5 protein-coding genes are annotated in these 6,538 nt (G+C 63.1%); 3 read left to right on the top strand and 2 right to left on the bottom strand.

All coding sequences use genetic code 11. From position 1 onward, the window contains the following. Positions 1-126: 126 nt before the first annotated feature. Positions 127-1,233, bottom strand: a complete 1,107-nt coding sequence (gbdR, locus tag ACPZMI_RS19565) for a choline metabolism transcriptional regulator GbdR (RefSeq protein WP_054891716.1) — start codon at positions 1,231-1,233, stop codon at positions 127-129. Positions 1,234-1,623: 390 nt separating this feature from the next. Next, positions 1,624-3,000 (bottom strand): L-serine ammonia-lyase, encoded by a 1,377-nt coding sequence (locus ACPZMI_RS19560; protein ID WP_186667457.1) that lies wholly within the window; start codon positions 2,998-3,000, stop codon positions 1,624-1,626. Positions 3,001-3,442: 442 nt separating this feature from the next. Here ACPZMI_RS19560 and ACPZMI_RS19555 point away from each other — a divergent pair, with 442 nt between their 5' ends. From ACPZMI_RS19555 to choV, 3 genes are all read left to right on the top strand, one after another. Then, positions 3,443-4,390: a choline ABC transporter substrate-binding protein gene (locus ACPZMI_RS19555; protein ID WP_151925524.1), complete on the top strand. Its 948-nt coding sequence runs from the start codon at positions 3,443-3,445 to the stop codon at positions 4,388-4,390. A 73-nt stretch (positions 4,391-4,463) separates the two neighbouring features. Then, entirely contained in the window at positions 4,464-5,312 is an 849-nt protein-coding gene (choW, locus tag ACPZMI_RS19550) for a choline ABC transporter permease subunit (protein WP_186667578.1), read from the top strand. After that, entirely contained in the window at positions 5,309-6,487 is a 1,179-nt protein-coding gene (choV, locus tag ACPZMI_RS19545) for a choline ABC transporter ATP-binding protein (RefSeq protein ID WP_186667456.1), read from the top strand. Before choW ends, choV begins: the two co-directional genes overlap by 4 nt. Positions 6,488-6,538: the final 51 nt, after the last annotated feature.

Genomic DNA, 6,538 nt, shown 5'->3' with positions numbered 1-6,538 from the left:
GGGGGGGGGGGGGGGGGGTGGGGGGGTTGGGGTTTGGGGGGGGGTGTTGGGGGGGGGGGTGTGTTTGGAGGGGGGGGGGGGGGTTTGGGGGGGGGGGTTTTTCCCCGCGAAGAATTCAGCGCTGCCTCAAAGTCTCACACTGGCAAAGGTCGACTCGTTGCGCGCCTGGCTCAGGGCCGCCATCGGCCCGCTGTGCGGTGACAGCGCCATGGCCTGCGGAATCGGCATCATCGCCACCTGCTGCGCGGTATTGGAGCCCACACGCTCGTCACGCGGCGGAATACCGAAGTACTCGCGGTAGCACTTGGAGAAGTGCGGCGTCGACACGAACCCGCACACCGACGCCACCTCGATGATCGACATCGGTGTCTGCTTGAGCAGCTGCCGTGCACGGATCAACCGCAGCTTGAGGTAGTAGCGCGACGGCGAGCAGTGCAGGTACTTCTGGAACAGGCGCTCGAGCTGGCGCCGCGACACGTTGACGTACACCGCCAGCTCGTCCAGGTCGATCGGCTCTTCGAGGTTGGCCTCCATCAGCGCGACGATTTCCTGCAGCTTCGGCTGGTTGGTGCCGAGCATGTGCTTGAGCGGCACGCGCTGGTGGTCCTGCTCGTTGCGGATGCGCTCGTAGACGAACATTTCGGAGATGGCTGCCGACAGCTCACGACCATGATCGCGGCTGATCAGGTGCAGCATCATGTCCAGGGGCGCAGTGCCACCGGAGCTGGTGAAGCGGTTGCGGTCGAGGGTAAACAGGCGGGTGCTCATGTTGACCCGCGGGAAGGCTTCCTGCATCGCCGCCAGGCACTCCCAGTGCACGCTGCAGTCGAAGCCGTCGAGCAGGCCGGCACAGGCCAATGCCCAGCTGCCAGTGCACACCGCACCAAGCCTGCGCGACTGACGCGCCTGGGCCTGCAGCCAGGTGACATGTTCACGGGTCACGGTGCGCTGGATGCCAACGCCACCGCAGACGATCACAGTGTCCACCGGCGGTGCGCTGTGCATCGCCGCGTCCGGGGTGATCTGCAGGCCATCGCTGGCCCAGACCTGGCCGCCATCGACGGTCAGCGTATGCCAGCGGTACAGCTCGCGCCCCGACAGCTGGTTGGCCATGCGCAGCGGCTCGACCGCCGAGGCGAGCGAAATCAGGGTGAAGTTGTCCAGCAGGAGAAAGCCGATGGACTGGGGTGCTGTGCGGTTCTGGGTTGGGTTCCCGGAGGTGTACGACGTCATCGCGGTTTCTCCTCACACAATGCAGGGTGTGCCTCAGGCGGGCACCGTTTCTTGTAATGGCCCCGATTCGTATGCAGGGGCTTTGCCAATCTCAACGCAATCGCCGTGCCTGAAATTGAACGGCTATCCAAAAAAACCCAAAAACGACGTTGCCGCGCGAGTTGTAGGGCTTTTCCGAGAGCGCTGGACGATCATCGCAAACAGGCGTGCCAGCGCCTCTGCGTGTAACGGCTGAGCAGTTCGGTAGCACTTGTGGGAAGGCTGCCCAGAAGCGACATTCATAAGTGTCACCGACAATGACACCACTGGTAGCGACAGCCGACAGCCGGTCGGAACCGGCTGCTGCACAATAATGCGGCACAACCGCCGCAGGAGGGCCAGATCAGCGCATCAGCATTCGATGACGCTGACTGCCAACCCGCCGCGAGAAGTTTCCTTGTACTTGTCGTGCATGTCGGCGCCGGTGTCGCGCATGGTGCGGATCACCTGGTCGAGGGAGATGAAGTGCTCGCCGTCACCACGCAGGGCCATCTGTACGGCGTTGATCGCCTTCACCGCAGCGATGGCGTTACGTTCGATGCAAGGCACCTGGACCAGGCCTCCGACCGGGTCGCAGGTCAGCCCGAGGTTGTGCTCCAGGGCGATTTCAGCAGCGTTTTCCAACTGTGCCGGCGTGGCCCCCAGCACTTCGGCCAGCCCCGCTGCAGCCATGGCGCAGGCCGAGCCGACCTCGCCCTGGCAGCCCACCTCGGCGCCGGAGATGGAAGCGTTCTTCTTGCACAGGATGCCTACCGCCGCTGCACCGAGGAAGAACTCCACCACATTGGACTCGTCCACCGCGTCGGAGAAGCGCATGTAGTAGTGCAACACCGCCGGGATGATGCCGGCCGCGCCGTTGGTGGGTGCGGTGACCATGCGCCCACCGGCGGCGTTTTCTTCGTTGACCGCCAGGGCGAACAGGTTCACCCACTCCATGGCACTCATGGTCGAGCCGATCACGTTGGGCTTGCCGATCTCCTGCAGGCTGCGGTGCAGCTTGGCTGCGCGGCGCCGCACATTGAGCCCGCCGGGCAAGATGCCTTCGTGCTTGAGGCCGTTGTTCACGCACTCCTGCATGGCGCCCCAGAGCTTGAGCAGACCGGCGCGAATCTCGGCTTCGCTGCGCCAGACCTTCTCGTTCTCCATCATCAATTGCGACACGCGCATGTCGTTTTGCTTGCACAGGCGCAGCAATTCGGCGGCGCTGTTGAAATCGTAGGGCAGCACCGTCTGGTCGGCGTCCAGTACGCCGCTCGCGGCCTGCGCGGCATCGACCACGAAGCCGCCCCCCACCGAGTAGTAAGTGTCGCGATGCAGCTCGCCCTCGGCACCTTCGGCCACCAGGGTCATGGCATTGGGGTGGTAGGGCAGGTTCTCGTCGAGCAGCAGCATGTCGCGGGCCCAGATGAATTCGATGGGCAGGCGGCTGTCGAGCTGCAATATGCCGGTTTCGCGCAGGTCGGCGATGCGTGGGGTGATCTGCGTCGGGTCGATTGCGTCGGGCCATTCGCCCATCAGCCCCATGATCGTGGCGTTGTCGGTGCCGTGACCGATGCCGGTGGCCGACAACGAGCCGTACAAACGCACCTCGATACGCCGAACCCGCTCCAGCTCGCCGCGCTCGCGCAGGCCCTGGACGAACAGCGCTGCGGCGCGCATGGGGCCGACGGTGTGCGAGCTGGAAGGCCCGACGCCGATCTTGAACAGGTCGAACACGCTGATGGCCATTGTCGAATCACCTCTTGATGGGCTTGTCTCTGCGCGCCATGTGGCGGCGCAGCCAGCTGCTAGGCTGATAGCGGCGAGTTGCCGCGAATGCACGCATCATCGGGCTTTTACCCCACCCCTCGCCGTCTGCAACCGACGTACTTTTGTCCGGCAGCGCCCTGTTGCGACAGCCATCATTTCGCCGCTTTCAGGCGAACCGGTGACGCAAAGACACGGGCCGAGGTGTGGAAAAATCCGTAAGCGACATTGCCCGTACTGGATGCGACCTGTCCTGCACTGGTTACGACTCCACCAGTAGGCGATTGCCGAACGCTGGGGGATTATCGAAAGCGACTCGTATTGCACGGCCACGCAACCTGCCCTCTGCAGGCCAGATCGATCGACGCCCCAGAATGCGACGACGATTACGCGAACCCGAAGAAAAAATCACAGGAGTCCACCCATGAAAGGTTCACCCTCGCTGTTGTTGGTTGCGTTGCTCGCAGCACCTGTGTTCGCCCAAGCGGCCGAACCCGAACAGTGTCAAACGGTTCGCTTCTCCGATGTCGGCTGGACCGACATCACCGTGACCACGGCAACCACCAGCGTTGTCCTCGAAGCGCTGGGCTATAAGACCCACACCACCATGATCTCGGTGCCGGTGACCTACAAGTCGCTGGCCACCGGCAAGGACCTCGACGTTTTCCTCGGCAACTGGATGCCGACCATGGAAAACGACATCAAGCAGTACCGCGACGCTGGCACCGTCGAGACGGTCCGCGCCAACCTGGAAAACGCCAAGTACACCCTGGCAGTACCCCAGGCGCTGTATGACAAGGGTCTGAAGGATTTCAGCGACATTCCCAAGTTCAAGAAGGAACTGGACGGCAAGATCTACGGCATCGAACCGGGCAACGATGGCAACCGCACCATCCAGAGCATGATCGACAAGAACGCCTTCGGCCTGAAGGACGCCGGCTTCAAGATCGTGCAGTCGAGCGAGGCCGGCATGCTGTCGCAGGTTGATCGGGCGCAGAAGCGCGGCGAGGCCATAGTGTTCCTGGGCTGGGAACCGCACCCGATGAACACCCGCTTCAAGATGCAGTACCTGACCGGGGGTGATGAGTTCTTCGGTCCAGAATTCGGCAAGGCCACCGTACTGACCAACACCCGCAAGGGTTATGCGCAGGAATGCAGCAACGTCGGCCAGCTGCTGAAGAACCTGGTGTTCGAGCTCAAGGATGAAAGCACCATGATGGGCTATGTCCTGGACGACAAGATGAAGCCCGAGGCGGCCGCCAAGAAGTGGCTCAAGGACAACCCCGGCAAGCTGGAGACCTGGCTGGCCGGCGTCACCACCGTGGATGGCAAACCAGGCCTGGAGGCAGCCAAGGCCAAGTTGACGCAGTAGCTTTAGGCACTACCTCGGGGTGGGACCGTGCTCACCCCGGACTGATTTCAATCATTGCAGGTGGAAGCTCGCTATCATGCTTATCGATCAAAAAATACCTCTGGGGCAGTACATCGCCTCATTTGTCGAATGGTTGACCCAGAACGGCGCCAACTACTTCGACGCTATCGCCCAAGGCCTGGAGTTCATGATCCATGGCGTCACCAGTGCCCTGACCTGGTTCAACCCCTTCGTTCTCGTCGCCCTGTTCGCCGCCCTCGCGCACCTGATCCAGCGCAAGTGGGCGCTGACCGTCTTCGTCGCCCTGTCGTTCCTGTTGATCCTCAACCTCGGCTACTGGCAGGAAACCATGGAAACCCTGGCGCAAGTAAGCTTCGCCACGGTGGTCTGCGTGGCCATCGGTGTGCCGCTGGGCATCATTGCCGCGCACAAGCCGATGTTCTACACCGCCATGCGTCCGGTGCTCGACCTCATGCAGACCGTCCCCACCTTCGTCTACCTGATCCCGACCCTCACCCTGTTCGGGCTGGGCGTGGTTCCGGGGCTGATCTCCACCGTAGTGTTCGCCATCGCGGCCCCTATCCGCCTCACCTACCTGGGCATCTGTGATGTGCCCCAGGAGCTGATGGACGCCGGCAAGGCCTTCGGCTGCTCGCGTCGCCAACTGCTGACGCGCATCGAACTGCCGCACGCCATGCCGAGCATCGCCGCAGGCGTTACCCAATGCATCATGCTGTCGCTGTCGATGGTGGTGATCGCCGCCCTGGTCGGCGCCGATGGCCTGGGCAAACCGGTGGTCAACGCCCTCAATACCGCCGACATTTCGCTCGGCTTCGAAGCGGGCCTTGCGATCGTGTTGCTGGCGATCATGCTCGACCGTATCTGCAAGCAACCGGAACTGCCGGCAAGGAGTGAAGCATGAGCATCATTCGCTTCGAAGATGTCGACGTCATCTTCTCCAGCAAGCCGCGCGAAGCGCTGTCGCTGCTCGACCAGGGCAAGACCCGCGAGCAGATCCTCAAGCAGACCGGCCTGGTGGTCGGCGTCGAAAAGGCCAACCTGGACATCGAGAAAGGCGAGATCTGCGTGCTGATGGGCCTGTCGGGCTCGGGCAAGTCGAGCCTGCTGCGCTGCATCAACGGCCTGAACACCGTCAGCCGCGGCAAGCTGTTCGTCGAGCACGAAGGTAAGCATATCGACATCGCTCACTGCTCCCCGGCAGAGCTGAAGATGATGCGCACCAAGCGCATCGCCATGGTGTTCCAGAAGTTCGCCCTGATGCCATGGCTGACCGTGCGCGAGAACATCAGCTTCGGCCTGGAAATGCAGGGTCGCCCCGAGAAGGAGCGGCGCAAGCTGGTGGACGAGAAGCTCGAGCTGGTGGGCCTGACACAGTGGCGCAACAAGAAGCCGGACGAGCTGTCCGGTGGCATGCAGCAACGCGTGGGCCTGGCCCGGGCGCTGGCGATGGACGCCGACATCCTGCTGATGGACGAACCCTTCTCCGCGCTGGACCCCCTGATCCGCCAGGGCCTGCAGGACGAACTGCTGGAGCTGCAGCGCAAGCTGAGCAAGACCATCGTCTTCGTCAGCCACGACCTGGACGAGGCCCTGAAGCTGGGTAGCCGCATTGCGATCATGAAGGATGGCCGGATCATCCAGTACAGCAAGCCGGAAGAGATCGTGCTGAACCCGGCCGACGAATACGTGCGCACCTTCGTCGCCCACACCAACCCGCTCAACGTCCTGTGCGGCCGCAGCCTGATGCGCAGCCTGGACAACTGCAAGCGGATCAACGGATCGGTGTGCCTGGACCCGGGTGGCGACTCGTGGCTGGACCTGGGCGAAGGCGGCTCGATCAAGCGCGCGCGTCAGGGGCAGAACGGGCTGGACCTGCAGAACTGGGTGCCGGGGCAGGATGTGGAAAGCCTGGGCCGCCTGCCAACGCTGGTGCACGCCGACATCGGCATGCGCGAAGCACTGCAGATTCGTTATCAGACCGGCAACAAGCTGGTGCTGCAGGAGAACGACAAGGTGGTCGGGATTCTGGGCGACAGCGAGCTGTATCACGCATTGCTCGGCAAGAATCACGGTTGAAGCAATTGGGGCCGCGTCGCGGCCCTTCGCGGGCAAGCCCGCTCCCACAGG

This window comes from Pseudomonas wayambapalatensis (genome assembly GCF_049942315.1).
GTDB classification, from domain to species: Bacteria; Pseudomonadota; Gammaproteobacteria; order Pseudomonadales; family Pseudomonadaceae; genus Aquipseudomonas; species Aquipseudomonas wayambapalatensis.
The sequence above is the reverse complement of the archived record's forward strand: the minus strand, read 5'-3'. Positions and strand labels throughout refer to the sequence as shown.

Coding starts and splice junctions, on each gene's coding strand:
- gbdR (WP_054891716.1), bottom strand. CDS start 1,233: ATGACGTCGTACACCTCCGGGAACCCAACCCAGAACCGCACAGCACCC.
- ACPZMI_RS19560 (WP_186667457.1), bottom strand. CDS start 3,000: ATGGCCATCAGCGTGTTCGACCTGTTCAAGATCGGCGTCGGGCCTTCC.
- ACPZMI_RS19555 (WP_151925524.1), top strand. CDS start 3,443: ATGAAAGGTTCACCCTCGCTGTTGTTGGTTGCGTTGCTCGCAGCACCT.
- choV (WP_186667456.1), top strand. CDS start 5,309: ATGAGCATCATTCGCTTCGAAGATGTCGACGTCATCTTCTCCAGCAAG.